At 61.2% G+C, this 20,397-nt stretch carries 19 protein-coding genes and 1 riboswitch; of the genes, 8 read left to right on the plus strand and 11 right to left on the minus strand.

Annotated elements, in window-relative coordinates:
• Nucleotides 1–3: 3 nt before the first annotated feature.
• Nucleotides 4–651: an outer membrane protein gene (locus ACPF9B_RS13300; protein WP_007206379.1), complete on the minus strand. Its 648-nt coding sequence runs from the start codon at nt 649–651 to the stop codon at nt 4–6.
• 372 nt (nt 652–1,023) lie between these two features.
• Here ACPF9B_RS13300 and petA point away from each other — a divergent pair, with 372 nt between their 5' ends.
• The 3 genes from petA to ACPF9B_RS13315 are packed head-to-tail and all read left to right on the plus strand — an operon-like array spanning nt 1,024 to nt 3,813.
• A complete protein-coding gene (gene petA, locus ACPF9B_RS13305; RefSeq protein WP_424177962.1) occupies nt 1,024–1,584 on the plus strand; it encodes a ubiquinol-cytochrome c reductase iron-sulfur subunit in 561 nt (186 codons plus the stop codon).
• Between the two features lie 12 nt (nt 1,585–1,596).
• On the plus strand, nt 1,597–2,937 hold the full coding sequence (locus tag ACPF9B_RS13310; protein WP_007206377.1) for a cytochrome b: 1,341 nt from the start codon (nt 1,597–1,599) through the stop codon (nt 2,935–2,937).
• Nucleotides 2,938–2,946: 9 nt separating this feature from the next.
• Nucleotides 2,947–3,813 (plus strand): cytochrome c1, encoded by an 867-nt coding sequence (locus tag ACPF9B_RS13315; RefSeq protein ID WP_424177964.1) that lies wholly within the window; start codon nt 2,947–2,949, stop codon nt 3,811–3,813.
• Between the two features lie 53 nt (nt 3,814–3,866).
• On the opposite strand, the gene ACPF9B_RS13320 is transcribed toward ACPF9B_RS13315, so the two are convergent.
• The 3 genes from ACPF9B_RS13320 to thiB are packed head-to-tail and all read right to left on the minus strand — an operon-like array spanning nt 3,867 to nt 7,040.
• Complete coding sequence (locus ACPF9B_RS13320) at nt 3,867–4,559, minus strand: ATP-binding cassette domain-containing protein (RefSeq protein ID WP_424177966.1); 693 nt, start codon at nt 4,557–4,559, stop codon at nt 3,867–3,869.
• Nucleotides 4,546–6,075 carry a thiamine/thiamine pyrophosphate ABC transporter permease ThiP gene (locus ACPF9B_RS13325; protein WP_424177968.1) on the minus strand — a complete coding sequence of 510 codons (1,530 nt, stop codon included), beginning with the start codon at nt 6,073–6,075 and terminating at the stop codon, nt 4,546–4,548. Before ACPF9B_RS13325 ends, ACPF9B_RS13320 begins: the two co-directional genes overlap by 14 nt.
• Nucleotides 6,051–7,040, minus strand: coding sequence for a thiamine ABC transporter substrate binding subunit (thiB, locus tag ACPF9B_RS13330; protein ID WP_424177970.1), 990 nt, complete (start codon nt 7,038–7,040; stop codon nt 6,051–6,053). The genes ACPF9B_RS13325 and thiB overlap by 25 nt, the downstream gene beginning before the upstream one ends.
• Nucleotides 7,041–7,076: 36 nt before the next feature.
• A riboswitch (TPP riboswitch) is annotated at nt 7,077–7,175 on the minus strand.
• A gap of 90 nt (nt 7,176–7,265) precedes the next feature.
• Between thiB and aroC the strand changes: the two genes are divergently transcribed.
• On the plus strand, nt 7,266–8,375 hold the full coding sequence (gene aroC / locus ACPF9B_RS13335; RefSeq protein ID WP_424177972.1) for a chorismate synthase: 1,110 nt from the start codon (nt 7,266–7,268) through the stop codon (nt 8,373–8,375).
• On the opposite strand, the gene ACPF9B_RS13340 is transcribed toward aroC, so the two are convergent.
• The 7 genes from ACPF9B_RS13340 to ACPF9B_RS13370 all read right to left on the minus strand — a co-directional run bounded on the left by ACPF9B_RS13340 (nt 8,336) and on the right by ACPF9B_RS13370 (nt 16,110).
• The gene (locus ACPF9B_RS13340; protein ID WP_007206371.1) at nt 8,336–9,229 is read right to left on the minus strand and encodes a DMT family transporter; all 894 of its coding nucleotides are present in this window, start codon (nt 9,227–9,229) and stop codon (nt 8,336–8,338) included. The genes aroC and ACPF9B_RS13340 overlap by 40 nt on opposite strands.
• 75 nt (nt 9,230–9,304) lie before the next feature.
• The gene (locus tag ACPF9B_RS13345; RefSeq protein ID WP_007206370.1) at nt 9,305–9,595 is read right to left on the minus strand and encodes an HU family DNA-binding protein; all 291 of its coding nucleotides are present in this window, start codon (nt 9,593–9,595) and stop codon (nt 9,305–9,307) included.
• A gap of 133 nt (nt 9,596–9,728) precedes the next feature.
• The gene (locus ACPF9B_RS13350; RefSeq protein ID WP_424177975.1) at nt 9,729–11,210 is read right to left on the minus strand and encodes an AMP nucleosidase; all 1,482 of its coding nucleotides are present in this window, start codon (nt 11,208–11,210) and stop codon (nt 9,729–9,731) included.
• On the minus strand, nt 11,207–13,003 hold the full coding sequence (locus ACPF9B_RS13355; protein WP_424177977.1) for an adenine deaminase: 1,797 nt from the start codon (nt 13,001–13,003) through the stop codon (nt 11,207–11,209). The genes ACPF9B_RS13350 and ACPF9B_RS13355 overlap by 4 nt, the downstream gene beginning before the upstream one ends.
• 40 nt (nt 13,004–13,043) lie before the next feature.
• On the minus strand, nt 13,044–13,523 hold the full coding sequence (gene tspO / locus ACPF9B_RS13360; protein ID WP_424177979.1) for a tryptophan-rich sensory protein TspO: 480 nt from the start codon (nt 13,521–13,523) through the stop codon (nt 13,044–13,046).
• 29 nt (nt 13,524–13,552) lie between these two features.
• A complete protein-coding gene (crtB, locus tag ACPF9B_RS13365; protein WP_007206366.1) occupies nt 13,553–14,575 on the minus strand; it encodes a 15-cis-phytoene synthase in 1,023 nt (340 codons plus the stop codon).
• The gene (locus ACPF9B_RS13370) at nt 14,572–16,110 is read right to left on the minus strand and encodes a phytoene desaturase (RefSeq protein ID WP_007206365.1); all 1,539 of its coding nucleotides are present in this window, start codon (nt 16,108–16,110) and stop codon (nt 14,572–14,574) included. The genes crtB and ACPF9B_RS13370 overlap by 4 nt, the downstream gene beginning before the upstream one ends.
• A gap of 107 nt (nt 16,111–16,217) precedes the next feature.
• Between ACPF9B_RS13370 and crtA the strand changes: the two genes are divergently transcribed.
• Genes crtA through bchO form a run of 4 tightly spaced genes read left to right on the plus strand, consistent with a single transcriptional unit; the run spans nt 16,218 to nt 20,395 of the window.
• On the plus strand, nt 16,218–16,919 hold the full coding sequence (crtA, locus tag ACPF9B_RS13375; RefSeq protein WP_007206364.1) for a spheroidene monooxygenase: 702 nt from the start codon (nt 16,218–16,220) through the stop codon (nt 16,917–16,919).
• Nucleotides 16,916–17,920, plus strand: coding sequence for a magnesium chelatase ATPase subunit I (bchI, locus tag ACPF9B_RS13380; protein WP_424177983.1), 1,005 nt, complete (start codon nt 16,916–16,918; stop codon nt 17,918–17,920). The genes crtA and bchI overlap by 4 nt, the downstream gene beginning before the upstream one ends.
• Nucleotides 17,921–17,948: 28 nt before the next feature.
• A complete protein-coding gene (locus tag ACPF9B_RS13385; protein ID WP_424180436.1) occupies nt 17,949–19,559 on the plus strand; it encodes a magnesium chelatase subunit D in 1,611 nt (536 codons plus the stop codon).
• A complete protein-coding gene (bchO, locus tag ACPF9B_RS13390) occupies nt 19,559–20,395 on the plus strand; it encodes an alpha/beta fold hydrolase BchO (protein ID WP_424177985.1) in 837 nt (278 codons plus the stop codon). The genes ACPF9B_RS13385 and bchO overlap by 1 nt, the downstream gene beginning before the upstream one ends.
• The last annotated feature ends 2 nt before the right edge of the window (nt 20,396–20,397 follow it).

Here is a 20,397-nt window from a genome sequence, read left to right on the forward strand (position 1 = left end):
TATTTAGAAATTGAAGCTGACGCCAAGGTTCACCGCATTGGTGAACACATCGGTTTCTATTTTGCCACCGGTATCCAGCTCACCCACGTTGGACGTGAATGTGCCCTTATATTCTCCGAAGACGGACCATTGGTCGCTGATCGGATATCTTGCACCCGCAATCCATGTCGCCGCAGGACCGGTAAGCTGGTAGCCAAAGGTTTCAGAGGCGCCGTGCGTCACTTCGACATGCGGGATCGCCAGACCAAGCCCACCACCAACGTAAGGCGTGACATCGCCCAGCATGTTGGGCCAGCGACGATAGGCGTTGACTGTGAGCGTATTCAAACCGTCGGTGAATTCCAGCACGCTGAACCCTGTCGGCAAGACATCATCTTTGGGATAAATCTTGTTATGGGCTAAATCGAGACCAAAACCGAACACCGGGGACTGCCACCGGGTCACGCGGATACCATAATAGATTGGCGCGCTGGCGGACCGGCCTTCCCAGCTTTGCGAGAAATTCGAATCCGGTATTACGCTGTCATCGCGAATCACCACGTCGGACGCCGGCGCCGATTGCGCGCCGCCATAAAAGCTCAGCTCAACCTCGGCAGACGCCAAGGTGGGCAAAGCCAGAAGGCCGCAGCAAAGTGCAAAGGTGCGCAACATTATCGAATCTCCAGCGTGTCGGTCGGAGTGTACCCCTAAAGACTGCCAGAAAGACGCGCAATAAAACATTAAGTGATATGGTCTATCTTGTTATTATGTGCCTACTTGGCCACAAATTCAGCATATCGGCAGGAAAAATGCGCATTGATTACAGACTGGTTGGTTATTCAACTTATCTGTCCCACGCGCTTGCCTGCAGGAACATCTGTGTCGCTACTTGCACAGTCGCTTAGTCGCGGCTGCCCCTGCGCCCGAATGTCCGCTGGACGCCTGTGGTGAACGGGGCTAAACAGCGGCAAATTGGACTGATGGCGACATCGGCCTATTTTATTTATGGGCAGACTGCCCGCCAACGAACCGGAGATGCACCCAGTGTCACAAGTTGAAGAACATCAGGGAACACGCCGCGACTTCCTTTATTATGCCACCGCCGGTGCCGGCGTTGTCGTGACGGGTGCCGCGGTCTGGCCGCTAGTTAATCAGATGAACCCCTCTGCGGACGTGCTCGCGCTGGCGTCGATCCGTGTGGATATCAGCGCCGTAGACCCCGGCACGCAGTTGACGGTTCTTTGGCAAGGCAAACCCGTCTTCATTCGCGCGCGTACCGAAGAAGAGATCGCCGAAGCGAATGCCGTGGATCTTTCGACACTGCCTGATGGTCTGTCACAGAACGCCAACCTTGATCCGGCAGCGGATGCAAGCGACGCGAACCGTGCCCTGTCCGAAGATGGCGTCTGGCTGGTCCAGATGGGTGTCTGCACCCACCTCGGTTGTGTGCCGCTGGGTGAGCAAGGTGATTTCGGTGGTTGGTTCTGCCCATGTCACGGGTCGCATTACGACACAGCAGGGCGCATCCGTCGCGGACCTGCGCCACGCAACCTCGATATTCCCGTCGCGTCCTTCGTGGACGAGACAACCATTCAACTCGGTTAAGGAGAGCGATCCATGGCTGGTATCCCCCACGACCATTACGAACCAAAGTCCAACGGCGAAAAGTGGCTTTATTCCCGGCTCCCAATTGTCGGGCTTCTTTATGACACGCTGATGCTGCCGACCCCCCGCAACCTGAACTGGATGTGGATATGGGGAATCGTGCTGGTGTTCACGCTGGTGCTGCAAATCATCACCGGGATCGTGCTGGTGATGCATTATGTTCCGCATGTCGACATGGCCTTTGCATCGGTCGAACATATCATGCGTGACGTGAACGGCGGGCATATGATCCGCTATTTCCACCAGAACGGCGCATCTTTGTTCTTTGTTGCTGTTTACGCCCACATCTTCCGGTCGCTGTATTACGGGTCATACAAAGCCCCGCGCGAAGTGACATGGATCATCGGCATGTTGATGTATCTGCTGATGATGGGCACTGCGTTCATGGGCTATGTGCTGCCATGGGGCCAGATGTCGTTCCACGGTACTGCCGTTATCACCGGCCTGTTCGGCGCTATTCCGTTCATCGGTGAAGGCGTGCAGACTTGGCTTCTGGGCGCGTCCGCTGTGGGCCAGCCTGCGCTGAACCGCTTCTTTTCGCTGCATTACCTGATGCCGTTTATCCTGCTGGGCCTGACGATCGTGCATATCTGGGCGTTCCACACCACGGGGAACAACAACCCGACCGGAGTCGAAGTCCGCCGCACATCCAAAGAAGATGCTGCAAAAGACACCCTGCCATTCTGGCCTTATTTCGTGATCAAGGATCTGTTCGCATTGGCGATCATCCTGGCCGTGTTCGTGGCCATCGTCGGGTTCATGCCAAACTATCTGGGCCACCCCGACAACTACATCCCTGCGAACGCGCTGGCGACACCCGCGCATATCGTGCCTGAATGGTATTTCCTGCCGTTCTACGCGATCCTGCGAGCCTTTACCGCAGACGTATGGGTCGTACAGATCGTCCAGTTCCTGAGCTTTGGCATCATCGACGCCAAATTCTTTGGGGTTCTGGCGATGTTCGGCGCAATCGCAGTGATGGCGCTGGCACCATGGCTGGACACATCCAGCGTGCGGTCTGGCCGGTACCGGCCAATGTTCAAGTGGTGGTTCTGGCTGCTGGTGGTCGATTTCTTCGTTCTGATGTGGGTTGGCGCCCGCCCAGCGGAATCGCCTTACGACATGATCTCTTTGGTCGCGTCGACCTATTGGTTCGCCTATTTCCTCGTGATCCTGCCACTGCTTGGCGTCATCGAAAAGCCGCTGACACCGCCAGCTACGATCGAGGATGACTACAACGCGCATTACGCGCCGAAAAGCGACAGCGCACCTGTCGTCAATCCGGCCGAGTGAGGAAGACCAATGAATATGCTCCGTAACGCCACACTCGCCGCAGCAGCAGCGCTTGCCCTGACATCAGGGCAAGCATCCGCTGCGGGCGCAGAAATCAAAGTGACCGACTTCGCCTTCCCGTTCGAAGGGCCGTTCGGCCAGTTCGACCAGATGCAATTGCAGCGCGGTCTGCAGGTTTACACCGAAATCTGCGCCGCCTGCCACGGCCTGAAATACCTGTCTTTCCGCAACCTTGGTGACGAAGGTGGGCCTCACCTGCCGGAAGATCAGGTTTTCGCCTATGCCGAATTCTACGAAATCTTCGATCAGTCCCTGTTTGACGGCGAAGGCGATTTCCGCCCCGCCACGCCAGCCGACAAATTTCCGATATCAAACCTGTCCAACGCGCCAGACCTGACGCTGATGGCCAAGGCGCGTGCGGGCTTTTCCGGACCATACGGGACGGGCATGGCACAGCTGTTCCAGGGTATGGGGGGCGCGGAATACATCGCTTCTTTGATGACCGGCTATGTTGATGAGCCAGAATGCGCGCTGGAAGGCGAGCCGATGGATGGCTATTACAACATCGCCTTTGCCGCTGGTGGGTTCCCAGATAGCTGCAAGGGCGACCACGGCGAACATCTTGTTCCCGGAAGCTGGATTGCGATGTCACCCCCGCTTTATGGCGATGATGTCACTTTCGAAGATGGCAGCTCGACCGAGCTGGAAGCAGTCGCCATGGATGTCGCAGCCTTCCTGATGTGGACCGCCGAGCCAAAGATGATGGCACGCAAACAGGCCGGTCTGACCGGCGTCATTTTCCTGACCTTGCTGTCGGTGCTGCTGTATCTGACCAACAAGCGGCTTTGGGCGCCTTACAAGAACAAAAAGGCATAAAGCCAGTTTGATCCAACATGAAAAGGCCCGCCATCCTGGCGGGCCTTTTTCGTTCAGCCCAGATAGGCCGACAGCGCCGGAGACGGAGCCTCGAAAAATATCCGCGTTTCAACCGGTGCGGACACAGTGCCAGCAGCGACCAAGGATGCTTGATCCGCGATGCGCCGTGCATCATCGGGGTCATGCGTGACCATCAGCACCGTCCGCCCGGCAACGCCCAGCGTCGATTGCACCAGATCCAGCATTTCGTCTTTCAGGCCCGGCCCAAGGGCCGCGAAAGGTTCGTCCAGTAACACCACGGGCCGGTCCGCCAGCAACACCCGCGCCAATGCGGCACGGCTTTGCTGACCACCTGACAGGGCCGCCGGTTTGCGCGCCCCCAGCCCCGCGAGCCCGACCGAAGACAAAGCGCGCTCAACACAGCCACGTTCGTCCGCAGTCAGGTGCCACGTCGGGCGCAGCCCAAGACCCACATTCTGCGCGATGGTCAGATGTGGAAACAGGTTGTTGTCCTGAAAGATTGCGCTGATCGGCCGCGCACCCGGCGGTACAGGTGTCAGGTCCATATCGCGCCACAGCACCCGCCCCGATGCCGGGGCCAGAAACCCCGCCAATGCCGCAAGCAAGGTCGATTTGCCAGCACCCGACGGCCCGATCAGTGCGATTATCTTGCCTTTGTCGAACGTCACGTCGGCGGTCAGGCGAAAATCGTCCTGCTCAATGACCAGAGCCTCACAGATCAGCATTGCCGCGCCCTCCTTGGTCACAGATCCAGAATGCCGCAAGGCTAAGCGCCAGCAACACCAGCGCGGCGCCCGCCGCCGCCTCCATCCGGTAAGCGCCCATCAGGCGATACATGGCCAGCGGCAAGGTCTGCTGCGCCTCGCCGGCGAACAGGGTGATGACCCCAAGGTCGCCCATCGACAAGGCCGCCGCAAGACCCGCGCCAAACCCCAAGGGGCGGCGGATGCGTGGCAACACGACGATGCGCACCCAGCCCCAGCGCGACAAGCCTAGGCTGGCTCCGAGGCGTGCGAAATCACGCTCGACGCCTGCGACCGCCTGCCCGATGGCACGCAGCGCGAATGGTAGCGCCAGCACTGCGTTCACCAGAACTGTGACCGGCAGCGCCAGACGCGCGGGGTTGATGAGAGGATAAACCAGCAAAAAGGCTCCGGTACCGACCACCAGACCGGATGCAGCCAAGGGCAGCACGCCGGTGATGGCAACCATACGCCCGCCGCGCAAAGCGAGCGCCAGCGCCATAGATGTGCAAAGCAGGGCAGAGGCCAAAGCCACGATCACCGACCGTCCCGCCGCCGCCCAGACCTCGGCCGGCAACAACGCCAACCCCGGCACACCGCGCCAGACAACCATGCCCAGCGGGGTGAACAGGAAAACAGCGACCACTGCGATCATCAGGTAATCGAGCACTGGCCAGCGTAGGTCCCAGCGCTGCACGGTGCGGTCCAGCCCCGCGCCCATTGCATCGACCAACGACATCCGCCAGACAATCGCCGCCGCCATGACACACAGCCCGAATTGCACGCAAGCAAGCAACGCCGCACGGCCCAGATCGAAATCGAACCGCAACGCCTGATAGATCGCAAGCTCGACCGTCGTGGCACGCGGCCCGCCACCCAGCGTCAGCGCGACGGCGAAACTGGTCAGGCAGATCAGAAAGATCACAAGAAAAACTCCCGGCACGACGGCGCGCAGCATCGGCCATTCCAGCAACCGCCCGACGGGCGCGTTCAGCGATGCCGCAAGACGGAACCTTTCCGCAGGGATCGACAGCCACCCTTGCAAGATCAATCGGATTGCCAGCGGCACGTTGAAAAACACATGGGCCAGCACCACGCCGTGAAAGCCAAAGATACTGATCGCAGGCAGGCCCAGCCATGCCAAGGCGCTGTTGATCACGCCTGCGCGTCCGAACACGGCCAGCAAGCCGATCACCGCAACGACCACTGGCAGCAGGAACGGCGCGCCCATCAGCGTGATCAACGCCGCACGGCCACGAAACTGCCGGCGCGCAAGGGCGCGCGCAACAGGGATCGCCAGCAGCACGCTCAGCCCTGCCGACACAAGCGCTTGGATCGCGGTGAAACGCACCGCGGCCCAATCAGCCGGCGTCAACCCGCCCTGCCATGCAGCACGCCAGCCGACAGCAGCCAGCGTGCCGATGGTCAGCACCAGCACCAGCGCCGCCGCAGCGGCACCGGGCCAGCGCGGGGCTATTGCGACAGCGCGTTGCGCCATTCGTCCAACGCCACGTCACGGATCGCTGCGGCCTCCTCGGGCGACAGCAGTAGGGCGGTTGCAGGCGTGATCAGCGTCTCGAACCCTGCGGGCAGGCCACCCTCGGGGACCACGGCAGGATACATCCAGTTGGTTTCAGGAATGATGGACTGAAAAGCATCCGACACCATGAAGGCAAGGAATTGATCTGCCAGTTCAGGCTGGTCGGTCCCTGCGACTTTTGCCGCGACTTCGACCTGCATGTAATGCCCTTCGTCAAACGCCCATGCGACCTTGCTGTCATCCTCTTCCGCGATCAGATGATAGGCAGGGGATGTCGTGTAAGACAGGACGGCATCCGCCTCGCCCTCAAGGAACAACCCGTAAGCTTCGGACCAGCCCGGCGTCACAGTAACGATATTATCGGCAAGATCGGCCCACAGCTCGGCGGCGGTGTCAGGATAGGCCGTCTTGACCCACATCAGCAGCCCCAGACCCGGGGTGGATGACCGCGGGTCCTGAATGACGATCCGGATGTCGCTATCGGCCAAGGTGCGCAGTGATATGGGCGCTTCGGCACCGGCATTGCCGACAAAAGCGAAATAGCCCCAATCAAACGGCAGGAAATCGGGATCGTCCCACGTGATCGGCAGATCAAGATCGGCGGTCACCCCATGCGGCGCGAACAGGCCAGTTTCCCGCGCGGCGGCGATCAGGTTGGTATCAAGGCCAAGCACGATATCAGCCTCGGTCCGTGGCCCTTCCAATTGCAAACGCGCGAGCAGGGCAGCACCGTCACCCGTGCCGATGAATTGCAGATCACATCCGCAAGTTTGCTCGAACGCGGCCGCGATGGCGGGGCCGGGGCCCCATTCGCTGACGAAACTGTCGTATGTCATCACTTGCAGCACGGGGGTCTGCGCAGATGTGCCGCTGGCACAAAGCGCAAATCCCGCAACAAGTGGCAGATAAATGGATTCTTGCATTCTATCCTCCAAATGCGTCGGGCGGATTGGGGGATAGCGGAATTGCCATACCTTCCCTCCGCCGGTCCTAACCGGTTCAGGTTCAACGGGTCTGCTCGCGCATCTCAGCCAGTAAAGGCACCCCGAGGTGGGGCAAAAGCTAGGGTGGAACGCAGGCAGGCGCAAGGGAAACCTCTTGAGCCTGTCCCCCCCGCCCGCTAGACCGTTGTCAAACGGGGGTTTGCCATGTCCATCAACAGTTTCGGTCATTTGTTCCGGTTCACCACATGGGGCGAAAGCCACGGGCCAGCCCTTGGTGCCACGGTCGATGGCTGCCCGCCAAATGTGCCGCTGGAACCTGCGATGATCCAGCAATGGCTGGACAAACGCCGCCCCGGATTGAACAAGAACACGACCCAGCGGAATGAACCGGATGCGGTCGAAATCCTGTCGGGCGTCTATGAGGGGCGCACGACCGGTACGCCGATCCAGTTGATGATCCGCAACACCGATCAGCGGTCAAAGGATTACGGCGATATCCTGAACACGTTCCGCCCCGGTCATGCCGATATCACCTATCACCAGAAATACGGGCTGCGCGATCCGCGCGGCGGCGGGCGGTCTTCGGCGCGTGAAACAGCGTCGCGCGTTGCCGCAGGCGGTGTGGCGCGCGAGGCGATCAAGCTGATTGCGCCCAACGTCCAGATCAAGGGCTACATGACCCAGATGGGGACCAAACAGATCGACCGCGCGCGGATGGATTGGAGCCAGATCGACCAGAACGATTTTTTCTGCCCCGATGCGCAGGCGGCCGAAGAATGGAACGACTATCTGACATGGCTGCGCAAGAATGATCACAATTCCGTCGGTGCGATCATCGAGGTGGTGGCGCGCGGCGTGCCTGCGGGCATCGGCGCGCCGGTTTACGCAAAACTGGATACTGATCTGGCGGCTGCAATGATGTCGATCAATGCGGTCAAAGGTGTCGAGATTGGCGAAGGCATGGCCGCCGCCGCGCTGACAGGGCGCGACAATGCGGACGAGATTTTCATGGGTCCGAACGGGCCGGAATATTCGTCCAACCATGCGGGCGGTATTCTTGGCGGGATCAGCACGGGGCAGGATATCGTCGTGCGCTTTGCGGTGAAGCCGACCTCGTCAATCCTGTCACCGCGCAAGTCGATCATGATGGACGGCAGCCCCACCGAGGTGATCACCAAAGGCCGCCACGACCCCTGCGTCGGCATCCGCGCCGTGCCGGTGGGCGAGGCGATGATGGCCTGCGTGATCCTCGACCACCTGTTGCTGGATCGCGGTCAGACCGGCGGCGTGCGCGGCGTGATCGGGGCTGCCTGACGCGACAATTGCACCGCCAGAATGCCCAGCGCGATGATGATCACGCCAACCACGTCAAGCGGGCCAATTTGTTCGTCAAGCAGGATCGCCGCCACGGTGACGCCCAGAAATGGATTAAGAAAGTGAAAGGTTGACGCCTTGACTGCGCCGATCCGACCCACCAGCAGGAACCAGACCAATGTCGCCGCCAGCCCCGGCACCAGCACGGTATAGGCAAAGGCAACGATCAGCTGCCAGTTCCATGTGACGACCAGCGTTTCCAGCGCCATGGCAGGAATGAACAACAGCGCACTGCCGACCAGCATCTGCAACCCGACGATCATCAGCACATTGCCACCCGAAGACGCGCCCATCACGGCAAGCGTGGCAACCGTCAGGGACATCACGCCAATCACGCATAGGACCAAGCCGAACAAATCTATGCCACCCTGCAACCGCGCACCCATGATCAGGACAACACCCAACAGCCCCGCCAGCAACCCGATGATCCCCAAGGGCCGGACGCGCGTGCCGAACACGCCCCAGCCGACCAGCGCCACCAATAACGGCATGCTCGACGCGATGATCGCCGCCAAGGATGCGGGAATCGTCTGCATCGCCACGAAATTCAGGCCCAGATACAGGGCATTCTGGCACAGCCCGAAGACCAGCACGCCCGTCCATTGCCGCCGTGTCAGCCGCGCGGACTGGCCCAGCATCCACGCGATGCCCACACCGATCAGGCCAGAGATCAGGAACCGCAGCGCCAGCGCCGACAGGGGCGGCGCATATTCCACGATCACCCGCGCCGATGTAAAGGCCGAGGACCACATGAACGCGAAGGCAAGGCCCATCAGAACCGCTTTGATATCCATGTCACCTCACGCAAAAAGGGCCGCCTGTTGGGGCGACCCTTTCCTGATTTCGTATCCGGCACAAGGCCCGATAGCTTAGCCGTTGACGCTGTCTTTCAGAGCCTTGGCGATCGTGACTTTGACGACCTTGTCAGCTTCTTTTTTGATCTGCTCGCCGGTGGCAGGGTTGCGCACCATCCGCTCTGGGCGTTCGCGGCAATAGATCTTGCCGACGCCTGGCAGAGTAACAGCACCGCCGCCAGCTACTTCGGATGTGATGATGCCGGTCACAGCATCCAGCGCAGCGCCGGCTGCTTTTTTGTCCATGCCGGTCTGATCGGCAATTGCAGCAACCAGCTGCGCTTTTGTCATTGGTTTCGTCGCCATGTTACTGGTCTCCCTCATTCGCCCCATCTATAGGGCCTATTCCCCGCCTGTATAACGGTATGTTGTGGCACACCACTACGAATAGTGGCTCCTGACAAGGCAAAAACGCACCTTTCCGCCGTTTTTTATATGTTCAGAGGAATGCCGTCTCCTCAAAACTACGCAATTTGCGGCTGTGGATGCGTTCTAGCGGCATTTCGCGCAGCAATTCCATCGCGCGGATGCCAATCATCAGATGTGCGGCGACTTGTGTTTTATAGAATTCCGACGCCATTCCAGGCAATTTCAATTCACCATACAATGGTTTGTCCGACACGCACAACAAGGTGCCGTATGGTACGCGAAACCGGAATCCATTTGCGGCGATCGTGGCGCTTTCCATATCCAGCGCGATCGCCCGCGATTGCGACAGGCGCTGCACCGGCCCTGCCTGTTCGCGCAATTCCCAGTTCCGGTTGTCGATCGTCGCCACGGTGCCGGTGCGCATGATCTGTTTCAGGTCATACCCTTCCAGCTGTGTCACATCCGCCACCGCCGTCTGCAGCGCGATCTGGATTTCCGCCAGCGCGGGGATTGGCACCCAGACGGGCAGATCATCATCCAGCACGTGATCTTCGCGCAGATAGGCATGCGCCAACACAAAATCGCCCAGCCGCTGCGAATTTCGCAAACCGGCGCAATGGCCGACCATCAACCACGCATGCGGGCGCAGCACGGCAATATGGTCGGTCGCAGTCTTCGCATTCGACGGGCCAACGCCAATATTGACCAGCGTGATCCCCGCACCCCCCGGACGTTTCAGGTGATAGGTCGGCATCTGCGGCAGTTTTGCTGGTACCGGCAGCGGTCCGTCATGGGCCGTAATCTCGACATTGCCGGTACTGACGAAACTGGTGTAGCCGCTGGCAGGATCGGCCAGCATCTTGCGGGCGAAAGCCTCGAATTCCTCGACATAGAACTGGTAGTTGGTGAACAGAACATGGTTCTGGAAATGTTCAGGTGCGGTGGCGGTGTAATGTGATAGCCGCGCCAACGAATAGTCGATCCGCTGTGCGGTAAACGGCGCCAGCGGGCGCGCGCCGTCAGGATAGGTGAAACCAGCCCCGTTCACGATGGCATCATGTGTCGTGCTCAGGTCCGGCACGTCGAAATTATCACGCAGGTTGAATTCCATCGACCCGTCTTGCGGCACGGTGACACCGGCATCGTTGGCGACCGCGAAATGCACGGGGATCACAGTATCCGATGTACCGATCACCACAGGCACACCGTGGCTTTTCAGCAAAAGGTCGATCTGCTGTTCCAGATAGCTTTGGAACAGGTCAGGCCGGGTCACGGTCGTCGCATAGATGCCAGGTTCGGCGACATGGCCAAACGACAGGCGGCTATCCATCTTGGCATGGGTCGTCGTCGTCAGCCGGATTTCGGGATAAAACGCACGAAAACGCCCGTCTGGTTGGCCATCGCGCAGGGCGGCGACAAAATTTTCCGACAAAAACCGCACAGACGCGGCATAAAGTTCGTTCAGGCGCACCACGGCCTTTTTTGGATCGGTAAAGGCCTCGTGCGGCGGCAGGTCAGGTGTCCGGATGACAACCTTGTGGGGAGCGTTCATGTATTTTCCTCGAACAGATCGGTAATTTCGAATCTTGTCACATCGACCAAGCCCAGATCAGAAATCCGCAACGCAGGTATGACAACCAGCGCCAGCAATGAATGCTGCATATAGGCATTGTTGAGCGTGCAACCGCAGGCAGCCATCGCGGCGACCATGGCGTCGGCTTTGGCCGCGACCTCGGCGGCGGGGCTGTCGGACATCAGGCCCGCGATGGGCAGTTCGACCAGCGCCAGTTCGGCATCGTCTTTCCAGACGGTCACGCCACCGCCAACCTGCCCCAGCCGGTTCGCGGCCTTGGCCATCAGCGCGCGGTCGGTGCCGACAACGATCATATGGTGGCTGTCATGCCCCACGGTCGACGCAATCGCCATTCGCCCCGTATAGCCGAAACCGGAAACAAAACCGTTCACAACCTTACCTGTCGCGCGGTGCCGTTCGACCAGCGCGATCTGGTAGGTATCGCCTTGCCCGCAGGCGACGCCATCGACGACGGGCAGTTCCGCCGTCAACGCCTCGGTCGGGGCTTGGTTTTCGACGACGCCGATCACCTTGGCCACGACGCTGTTGGCCCCTTTGGGCGCATGAACGGCGAAATCGGCATGATCAAGCACCTTGCCCATGCGCACCGTCTGACGCGCGTCATCGGGCCAGTCATAATGCGGGCAATCGACCGTGATCTTGCCATTTAGCGCCACGGTCTTGCCGCGCGCGATCACATGCTCGATCGGCAGCGTCACCAGATCGGATGTCAGGATCACATCGGCGCGGCGTCCCGGCGTGATTGACCCAAGTTCACGTTCCAGCCCGAAATGGGTGGCGGTGTTGATCGTCGCCATCTGCAGCGCAACCAGCGGGTCGCAGCCGCAGGCGATGGCATGGCGGACAACGCGGTTCATATGGCCGTCGTTGACCAGCGTGCCGGAATGGCAATCATCGGTACACAGGATGAAATTGCGCGGGTCCAGCCCCTTTTGCGTCACGGCGGTGATCTGGCTTTCGACGTCATACCATGCCGACCCCAGCCGCATCATCGACCGCATCCCGTTGCGTACGCGCGCGATGGCGTCCGCCTCTGCCGTGCCTTCGTGGTCGTCGGCGGCCCCGCCTGCGACATAGGCGCTGAAAGCCACGCCCTTGTCAGGGCTGGCGTAATGGCCGCCCACGGTCTTGCCCGCGCGCATTGTGGCGGCCATTTCGGCCAGCATCTGCGGATCGCCGTTCACGACGCCGGGAAAGTTCATCATCTCGCCCAGCCCGATGATGCCGGGCCATGCCATCGCCTCGGCCACGTCATCTGCCGAAATCTCGAACCCTGTCGTCTCAAGCCCCGGCGCAGACGGCGCGCAGGACGGCATCTGCGTAAAGATGTTAACGGGCTGCATCAGTGCTTCGTCATGCATCATCCGCACACCGCGCAGGCCAAGGACATTGGCAATCTCATGCGGGTCGGTGAACATGGTGGTCGTGCCATGCGGGATCACGGCGGCGGCGAATTCGGCAGGGGTCAGCATCCCGCTTTCGATATGCATATGCCCATCGCAAAGGCCGGGGATCAGGTAACGGCCAGCCGCCTCGATCACTTCGGTATCGGGGCCGATGCAATGGCTGGCGTCAGGGCCGATATAGGCGAAACGCCCTGCAGCGATGGCGACTTGCCAGTCCAGCACCTCGCGCGTCTGGACATTGACCAGCTTGCCGCCACGAATGACGCAATCCGCAGGCATCCGCCCCGCCGCGACTGCCACCAATTGCGGAGCAACCTCCGCCCAAGATTTGATGTGATTTTCCATCCCCAAAATTGACACCGATTCAGGCGGTGTTCAAGGGGGGTCAGATCGCGCTCAGGTCGAGTGGTTTTTCATTCGGGTTCAGCCGCAGCATCGCGATACTGAGCGCGGTGGCGATCGTCACCCAGACCAGATAGGGCACAAAGGCCAGACCCGCCCAGAAATCCAGCTGGAAATGCGTGACCGTGCAGCCCAGTACGGCCAGCCACAGACCACCAATGATGGGCAGCGACCCTTTCAGGCGGCGCAGGCCAAAAAATACCGGGGTCCACAATGCGTTGAATGCGATCTGGATCGCCCAGAATGCCATTGCATAGCCGTTGCCGTCGATGCCTGCGACCCGTGCGCCTGCGAAGGAAATCAGCAAGTAGATTGATGTCCATGCGACCGGAAACATCCAGTCGCGCGGTACCCATGTCGGCTTTTTCAGGCTTTTGTACCACGCGCCTGTTGGAAACAGCGCACCCGTCGATCCGGCGGCAAAGGTCGCGGCCAAAAACAAGAAGAACAGCAGATAGTCCATCAGGTGCCCTTTCGCGGTACACCAGATACCTAAGCGCGATGGCCGGTATTTCCAACCCCTGCTTCGCGGTTACGCAATTCGGCCAGCACATCCAGCACGGCCAAGGACCGGCTTTGGCTGGGTTTGCTGCGGCTGGCGGCATCCACCAGAAAGGCCACCTCGTCCAAAGGACGCGCATAGATGATGGGTGATCTTGGCGTGATGACAGAAAAGGCGGTGCGCAGTGCAGATTGCCCGACCCAGCCCAGTTTCTGTGACACGGATGTGCGCGCGCGCATCGTGATACTGTCATATCCGTTCTGCCGAACCTGTCTGCCAATGCCCGCATAGATCAGCCGTGCAGCCCAAATGCCAGTGCGCGCCTTGACGGGCAGGGCGTTGATGCCGGATTCGGATCGCAGGTACAGCCTGTCGGCCTCGGCCAGCAGCCGTTTGACCATGCCACGCAAGGCAGCATCAGGCAGCGGGTCGCGGGTAAAGTTCAGCGGGTCGATCCCCGCCTCTGCCAGCCAATCCAGCGGCAGATAGATCCGCCCCATCCGCGCATCTTCGCCCACATCGCGCGCGATATTGGTCAGCTGCATCGCAACACCCAGATCGCAGGCGCGCGCCAATGCGTCGGGATCGCGCACCCGCATCAGCACGCACATCATCGCACCCACGGCGCTGGCCACGCGCGCGGAATAGGCGCGCACGCCGGACAAGGTATCATAGCGGTATTCGGCCGCGTCCCATGCCAGCCCTTCCAGCAGGGCATCGGGTAGGGCGCGCGGCATCTCGAACGCGTCGATAATCGCGGCAAAGGCGCGGTCTTCGGGCGCGTTGCGCGGCCGGCCGGCATAGGCAAGGTCCAACCTGTCCTGCAAGCGCAGCACGGCACCAGCCTGCTGCGTGCCTTCGTCCACCTCGTCATCGGCCAGACGGCAAAAGGCGTAAAGCGCAAGCGCCGGATCGCGGACCGAGGATGGCAACAGGCGTGACGCGGCGTGAAACGACAATGACCCATGCCGGATCGCATTTTCGCAATGCGCCAGATCGTCGGGCCGGATCATTCTGCCGCCACTTTCATTGTCACGCGCGCGGCGGCGTCAGGGACCAGTTTGGCCAACACCTCGGCGCTGGAAATCACACCAGGCACACCGGCGCCGGGGTGGGTGCCCGCGCCGACCAGAAACAGGCCCCTAGCCTCTTCGCTGATGTTATGGGGGCGGAACCAGGCCGATTGCAGGATGCGCGGTTCGATGGAAAACCCCGACCCGTTGGGCGACAGATATCTGTCGCGGAAATCTTCGGGGGTCAGGATCATTTCGGTGCTGATGCGCTCTGCGAAACCGGGGATGGTTTTTTCAACCTCGGCCATGACCTTGGCCTTGTAGATCGCAGATTCATTGGCCCAATCGACAGGATTGTCGAACCCCAGATGCGGCACCGGCGACAGGACATAGAACGTATCATCACCCTTTGGCGCGACGCCGGGGTCGGTGACGCTGGGGCGGTGGATATATAGGCTCATGTCATCGGACAATTTGCCCTTGATGAAAATGTCGCGCAGCAAACCTTCATAGCGGGGGGCGTTGGTGATCGTGTGATGGCCCACGTCGGGCCACATCTGCGCCGTGCCTTTGGTGCCAAAATACCAAACAAACAGGCCCATCGACCAACGGCGCGATTTCAGCTTGGCATCGGTCCAGCGCTTGCGCGGATGGTTGCGCAACAGGCGCTGATAGGTATGGCCCGCGTCGGCATTGCTGACGACCAACGGCGCATGGATCACGGTGCCGTCGGTCAGGCGCACGCCCTTGGCGGCCCCGTTTTCGATCAGTACCTCGTCAACTTCGGCATTCTGCACCACTGTGCCGCCCTGCCCCTTGATCACCTTGACCATCGCATTGGCAATCGCCTGCACCCCGCCCATTGCATAATGCACGCCATAGGTTTTTTCGAGATAAGCGACGAGCGAATAGATCGACGTCACCTTGCGCGGATCACCCCCGATGAACAACGGATGGAACGACAGCGCCATGCGCAGGCGGGCATCCTTGACCCGCGCCTTGGCCAGACCAAGGATCGACCGGTCTGCACGCAGGCGCACGAATTCAGGCAGCACCTTGATCGTTTCCCAGATCTTGTTCATCGGCTGGGCGACCATGCCTTCGAAACCGACCTTATAGCAGGCCTCGCTATCCTTCAGGAACCGCTTGTAGCCTGCCACGTCCGCAGGGCTGAGGCGGGCAACCTCCGCCAGCATGGCGTCGGTATCCTGACGCGCGGTGAACGTTGATCCGTCAGGCCAGCGCACCTCGTAGAACGGGTCCATCGGGCGCAGGCTGATATCCTTGTGGAAATCCCGCCCGCAGGCGCGCCAGAGGTTTTCATAGACCTGCGGCACGGTGATGATCGTCGGGCCCAGATCAAAGCGGTGCCCGTCCTGCGTGACGGACGACCCCCGCCCACCGGGCAGGTCGAGCCGGTCCAGAACGGTGACGGCATAGCCTTTGGCGCCCAGTCGCATCGCGGCGGCAAGGCCGCCAAGCCCCGCGCCAATCACGATGGCTGCATTTGAATCGGTGTGCTCATGTGTCAACATAAGCCCACAGTAGATGTGTAAACCAAAGTTGACAAATATTATTCGCACTCCCTTTTCAAAAGACGGGTGCTATGTCAGACTAAGTTGACACTAGCGTAGGCAAACCATTGACCCAGATCGTGACATTGTCGTTTTTCCGCTTTGCCGGGCCATTGGCGCGCGCTTGGGCGCTGACGATGATGGGCGGCGCGCGCCTGCCATTGTCGCGCACACCCGACATCGGTTTCTGGAAACTTTGCGGGTCGGGCAGCGGCGAAGGATTCACGCCTGTTCCTAATACCGCCGTCTATGCAATCCTTGCCACATGGCCCGACATCGCGACTGCCAAGGCGCGCACCAGCACCGGCGTTTTCGCCCGTTACATGGCGCGGGCGGCCGAACACTGGACTGTCTTTTTACAAACCCAATCCGTCCGCGGGCAATGGTCTGGCAAAGCACCTTTCGCGCCCGATGCAACCACGACGCCCGGTCCCCTGGCAGCCCTGACGCGCGCGACGATCAAGCCACGCATCCTTGCCCGGTTCTGGGGGCGGGTGCCGAATATTTCCGCCAAGATCGGTGCCGACAGCAATGTGATGTTCAAGATCGGCATTGGCGAGGTGCCGATGCTGCATCAGGTCACGTTCTCGATCTGGCCGTCCGAGGCCGCGATGGCCGCTTTCGCCCGCACTGGCCCGCATGCCGAGGCGATCCGCGCCGTGCGTGACGAAGGCTGGTTTGCCGAAGAACTTTACGCCCGTTTCGCAGTGCATTCCGATGCCGGCACATGGAACGGTACCTCCCCCCTTGCCAGACCAGAGGCCGCATGAAACAGCCCTTCCCCTTTTCCGCCATCGTCGGTCAGGACGAGATGAAACAGGCCATGATCCTGACAGCCATTGACCCGTCAATCGGCGGCGTTCTGGTGTTCGGCGACCGTGGCACCGGCAAATCGACCGCCGTGCGCGCGCTGGCCGCCTTGCTGCCACCGATCATGGCGGTGCAGGGCTGCCCCGTGAACAGCGCCAAGGCCGGTGATGTCCCTGATTGGGCCGCGTTAGCGACGAAAACGTTGGTGGAAATGCCCACCCCCGTTGTCGATTTGCCGCTGGGCGCGACAGAGGATCGTGTGACCGGCGCGCTTGATATCGAAAAGGCGCTGACCAAGGGCGAAAAGGCGTTTCAGCCCGGCCTGCTGGCGCGCGCCAATCGGGGATACCTTTATATCGACGAGGTGAACCTGCTGGAGGACCACATCGTCGATCTGCTGCTCGACGTGGCGCAATCGGGTGAAAACGTGGTGGAGCGCGAGGGGCTGTCGATTCGCCACGCAGCGCGATTCGTACTGGTCGGGTCCGGCAACCCTGAAGAAGGCGAATTGCGCCCCCAATTGCTGGACCGCTTCGGCCTGTCGGTCGAGGTGGCATCCCCCAAGGACATTGCAACACGGGTTGAGGTCATCAAACGCCGCGATGCGTTCGACAACGACAACACGGCCTTCATGCTGCGCTGGCAGGCCGAGGATGCGGCGATCCGTGACCGGATCATAACCGCGCGCAACGCACTGGCACGGCTGAAAACGCCGGAAAAGACCCTGCATGACGTCGCTGAACTGTGCCTTGCGCTGGGGTCCGATGGTTTGCGCGGGGAACTGACCCTGCTAAAAGCCGCCCGCGCCTATGCTGCGTGGCGCAATGACACTGCGCTAACCCGAGCGCATGTCAAGGATATGGCGCCAATGGCCCTGCGCCATCGCCTGCGCCGCGATCCGCTGGACGAAGCGGGCAGCGGCACGCGGGTTGCGCGGATCGTGGAAGAAACCCTTGGCTGAGGCCGTCTGGCACCGCGCTGTTCTGGCGATGCAATTGCTGGCGATTGATCCTGCCTTGGGCGGCATGGCTTTGCGCGCAAGGTCAGGGCCAGTGCGCGACAGGCTGGTTGGCCTGCTCGACTGGTTGCCGCAACCACAGCAACGCATCCATCCCGCGATTTCGGACGAGGCGCTGTTTGGCGGGCTGGACCTGTCGGCAACGCTGGCCCGTGGACAATTTGTGCAGGAACAGGGTCTGTTATCACGCCCCGGCACGGTGATCCTGACGATGGCGGAACGGGCGGCAACACAGCTGGCCGCGCGGCTGGCGATGGTGCTGGATGCAGGCACCACCCACCGGCTGATCGCGCTGGATGAAGGCGCTGAACCTGACGAGGCACTGAACCCGAAACTGGCTGAACGGCTGGCCTTTGCCGCCGATCTGTCGGATGTCACCATCAGCGAAGCCATCGCACCCGACCCTTTTGATCCATCCGCCGCGATCACGCATCTGCACCAGGTCGCTGTCCCGAACGACATCGCCGAACAAATAACGCGTATCGCGGCACAATTTGGGATCGACAGCCTGCGCGCGCCACTGTTCGCCTTGCGCGCGGCCAAGGCGCATGCTGCCTTGCGCGGCAAGATGACAGTCGATGCCAATGATGTGGAAATTGCCTGCTTGCTGGTGCTGGCGCACCGCGCCACGCAGATGCCGGGCAGCGATGAAGAAGCCGAAGCCCCCGAACCCGACCAGACCGACCGCGACGATCAGGATCAGACCGATACGCTCAATCTGCCGGACGAATTGCTGCTAGAGGCGATCAAGGCCCTGCTGCCTGACAACCTACTGGACCGGATCGCCGCGCAAAAAGCGCGCCAAGGCAAAGGCAGCGGCAGCGGCGCTGCGCGCAAGGGCAACCGGCGCGGCAGACCGATGCCGTCACGCGCGGGGCGGCTGGGTGACGGCGCCCGGATTGATATTGTCGGAACCTTGCGGGCCGCCGCACCTTGGCAGACGATCCGCAAGCAGGCGACAGGGCGCAACAGCGTGCAAGTGCGCAGTGATGACATCCGCGTCAAACGGTTCGAGGAAAAATCCGACCGCCTGCTGGTATTCACCGTCGATGCATCTGGGTCATCCGCCCTGTCCCGACTGGCCGAGGCGAAAGGCGCGATCGAGCTGTTGCTGGCGCAGGCCTATGCACGGCGAGACCATGTGGCGCTGGTGTCGTTTCGCGGGACCGGGGCCGAGGTACTTTTGCCGCCCACACGGTCGCTGGTGCAGACCAAACGCCGCCTTGCCGCCTTGCCCGGTGGCGGTGGCACGCCGCTGGCTGCCGGGATCATTACGGCCTTGGAACAGGCGATCACCGCCACGCGCAAAGGGCTGACGCCGACGATTATCATCCTGACAGATGGCCGCGCAAATGTCGCGCTGGATGGCGCGGGAAACCGCGCGCAAGCTGCCGCCGACGCCCAACGCATGGCGCAGGCGGTACGCGCCCAAAGGATCGACGCATTGATCATCGATACCGGCAACCGGCCAGAACCTGCGTTGGCGGCGCTGGCGCAGACCTTGGGCGCAATTTATCTGCCCCTGCCCCGCGCGGATGCGGCGCGCCTGTCGGCCAGCGTTGCCACCGCCTTGGGTGATTGATGCGCTGGCCGCCGCGCGACTGGCCGCTGTCAGACCATTCCCGCCAGATCCTGCACCGCCCGCACCGCTGGCATGTGCAAGAGGCCGGGACCGGCCCGCTGATCCTGCTGATCCACGGCGCTGGTGGGGCCACACAAAGTTTCCGGCACCTGTTCCCGATTCTGATCCAGACCCATCATGTCGTGGCCATCGACCTGCCCGGCCAGGGGTTCACCCAGATGGGCGCGCGGCAACGCTGCGGGCTGGATCACATGGCCGAGGATATCGTATCGCTGTGCCGCGCGCAGGGCTGGAACCCCGCCATCATCCTTGGCCATTCAGCCGGTGGCGCGATTGCGCTGCGATTGTGGGAACTGGGGTTGCGCCCTGCGGAAATCGTCCTGATCAATGCGGCGCTCAGCAATTTCAAAGGTGTCGCAGGGCTTTTGTTTCCGGTCATGGCCAAGGCGCTGGCCGCAACACCGTTCAGCGCCAGCATCGTGACCGTGACCAGCAGCCGCAATACGATCCGCAACCTGATCAAGGGGACAGGTTCGGTGCTGGATGATGACGGGATCGACCTTTATTATCGCTTGCTGGGCGACCGATCTCATATCGACGGCACCTTGTCGATGATGGCGCAATGGTCGCTGGATGGGTTGCTATCGCGCTTGCCTCAGGTCACCGCCCCTGTGCATCTGATCAGCGGATTGAATGACAGGGCCGTGCCGCCATCTGTCAGCCGTGACGCCGCCACCCGCCTGCCACAGGCACGCCTGACCGAATTGGCACAGCTGGGCCATCTGGCGCATGAAGAAAATGCAGCCCTGATCGCAGGGCTGATCACTGGCCAATAAAA

This window comes from Yoonia sp. TsM2_T14_4 (assembly GCF_049602355.1).
GTDB lineage: Bacteria > Pseudomonadota > Alphaproteobacteria > Rhodobacterales > Rhodobacteraceae > Yoonia > Yoonia vestfoldensis_A.

Excerpts from the sequence above, each read along its gene's own strand:
- bchI (WP_424177983.1), top strand. The coding sequence starts at position 16,916 with ATGAAACAGCCCTTCCCCTTTTCCGCCATCGTCGGTCAGGACGAGATG.
- ACPF9B_RS13320 (WP_424177966.1), bottom strand. The coding sequence starts at position 4,559 with ATGCTGATCTGTGAGGCTCTGGTCATTGAGCAGGACGATTTTCGCCTG.
- ACPF9B_RS13340 (WP_007206371.1), bottom strand. The coding sequence starts at position 9,229 with ATGGATATCAAAGCGGTTCTGATGGGCCTTGCCTTCGCGTTCATGTGG.
- aroC (WP_424177972.1), top strand. The coding sequence starts at position 7,266 with ATGTCCATCAACAGTTTCGGTCATTTGTTCCGGTTCACCACATGGGGC.
- ACPF9B_RS13355 (WP_424177977.1), bottom strand. The coding sequence starts at position 13,003 with ATGGAAAATCACATCAAATCTTGGGCGGAGGTTGCTCCGCAATTGGTG.
- ACPF9B_RS13385 (WP_424180436.1), top strand. The coding sequence starts at position 17,949 with ATGCAATTGCTGGCGATTGATCCTGCCTTGGGCGGCATGGCTTTGCGC.
- ACPF9B_RS13345 (WP_007206370.1), bottom strand. The coding sequence starts at position 9,595 with ATGGCGACGAAACCAATGACAAAAGCGCAGCTGGTTGCTGCAATTGCC.
- thiB (WP_424177970.1), bottom strand. The coding sequence starts at position 7,040 with ATGCAAGAATCCATTTATCTGCCACTTGTTGCGGGATTTGCGCTTTGT.
- ACPF9B_RS13350 (WP_424177975.1), bottom strand. The coding sequence starts at position 11,210 with ATGAACGCTCCCCACAAGGTTGTCATCCGGACACCTGACCTGCCGCCG.
- tspO (WP_424177979.1), bottom strand. The coding sequence starts at position 13,523 with ATGGACTATCTGCTGTTCTTCTTGTTTTTGGCCGCGACCTTTGCCGCC.
- bchO (WP_424177985.1), top strand. The coding sequence starts at position 19,559 with ATGCGCTGGCCGCCGCGCGACTGGCCGCTGTCAGACCATTCCCGCCAG.
- ACPF9B_RS13325 (WP_424177968.1), bottom strand. The coding sequence starts at position 6,075 with ATGGCGCAACGCGCTGTCGCAATAGCCCCGCGCTGGCCCGGTGCCGCT.
- ACPF9B_RS13310 (WP_007206377.1), top strand. The coding sequence starts at position 1,597 with ATGGCTGGTATCCCCCACGACCATTACGAACCAAAGTCCAACGGCGAA.
- ACPF9B_RS13370 (WP_007206365.1), bottom strand. The coding sequence starts at position 16,110 with ATGTTGACACATGAGCACACCGATTCAAATGCAGCCATCGTGATTGGC.
- ACPF9B_RS13300 (WP_007206379.1), bottom strand. The coding sequence starts at position 651 with ATGTTGCGCACCTTTGCACTTTGCTGCGGCCTTCTGGCTTTGCCCACC.
- ACPF9B_RS13315 (WP_424177964.1), top strand. The coding sequence starts at position 2,947 with ATGAATATGCTCCGTAACGCCACACTCGCCGCAGCAGCAGCGCTTGCC.
- crtB (WP_007206366.1), bottom strand. The coding sequence starts at position 14,575 with ATGATCCGGCCCGACGATCTGGCGCATTGCGAAAATGCGATCCGGCAT.